At 42.1% G+C, this 1,421-nt stretch carries 2 protein-coding genes; both read right to left on the reverse strand.

The genetic code is table 11. The features are described 5' to 3' along the window. Positions 1–415: YqiA/YcfP family alpha/beta fold hydrolase (locus A3739_RS12965; RefSeq protein ID WP_082878398.1), on the reverse strand; the 415-nt coding region annotated here is incomplete at its 3' end. Further along, positions 405–1,205 carry a 3',5'-cyclic-AMP phosphodiesterase gene (gene cpdA, locus A3739_RS12970; RefSeq protein WP_068475317.1) on the reverse strand — a complete coding sequence of 267 codons (801 nt, stop codon included), beginning with the start codon at positions 1,203–1,205 and terminating at the stop codon, positions 405–407. The genes A3739_RS12965 and cpdA, both read right to left, overlap by 11 nt. Positions 1,206–1,421: the final 216 nt, after the last annotated feature.

The following is a 1,421-nucleotide window of genomic DNA, read 5'->3' on the forward strand; positions in this document are numbered from 1 at the left end:
ACTGCGACAATTTTAAAGACGTCCGATCAACATCTAAAGCAAGTAATTGCTCCATATGCTCAGACTTTACTTCATACTCCACGCCGGTATACATATTTTTATTTATGCCAATGTAATCCGACAACAACTCATACGGCCGCACCGCTGGATTGATCAAAACAGCCGGCAATGCATAGTTAACATGAAGATAAAGACTATAAAACCCTCCCAAACTGCTACCAATCAAACCAGAATACTCGGCAACTTGGAGCTTATTCTCTAGCAAGTCGATTGCTTTGGACGGTTCAGCAGGAAGAGCAGGAATGTCGATTCGGAAAAGATCGTTCTCAGCAAAATAACTACAGGTTTGATTCGCTTTTTCAGAAGCAGGGGAGCTATTAAAACCGTGAAGATATAAAAGTCGCTTAGTAGCCATTACTTTGAAGATCTAGCTCAAACTCAAACTCATTTGCTCGCTTCACTTCCGTTTCGAAGGAACCATCAGAATGTAAAGTCAGCCAACGATACCCTGGAGCCAACTTATCTAAAGCAAAGTCTTCAGACTGCGGTTTAAACTGTATGCATGTTGAAGGAGAAGCCAACCAGCGCTTTCCATCAATACTCTGATCAAATTCCTGATGTATATGCCCCCACAAAACAGCTTTTACTGACTGATCTTTCGAGACCGCATCTAAAAATGCTTCAGGACGATGCAAGCCGATGTTATCGAGCCACTTTGCACCAATAGGAATTGGGTGATGATGCAAACACACCATCGTATTGTTCGCAGAGGAAGAAGCTAAAGAAGTCTCCAGTAAGTTCAGCTCTGAGTCGCTCAACTCACCATGAACATTCCCTGGGGATAAAGAATCTAAAAGAATGATTTCCCAATCACCGACAACCAAGGTTTTCTGGAGCTCTTCGCCCTCGCCGATCACCGATGACATATTTGAACGTGCATCATGGTTACCTGCAAACCAACGAATTGGACAGGTGAAATCAGACAGCATCTCTTTCATCGTTTGGTAGGCTTCGACAGATCCATCTTGAGAAATATCGCCAGTCACGAGAATACAATCTGGCTGCTGACCATCTGCCTTGATGTCATTTAACACGGCATTCAAGCTATCAAAAGTATTGATACCTAACAGGTCTCTACTTCTGTCTGCATTAAGATGGCAATCTGTGATATGCAGCACCTTCACTGCATAGTCCTTCTGGTGCATTGGAGTTCGGCTCTAGTTGTTAATGCTTACACGCTCAGTGCAAATAACGTTTTATTCAATCATTCGACAGTACGATGACAAATTAGTATAGACAAACTAGTCGTTCTGTCTCGTATTGCGCTTTAAGGGTGACAGCTATTTATTGTATTCATTTTTATGCTGTTTCTATGCCCTTAAAGATAAGACGCTATGTTTCACACACAATAAAGTTAAAGC

Source organism: Oleiphilus sp. HI0067, from assembly GCF_001635735.1.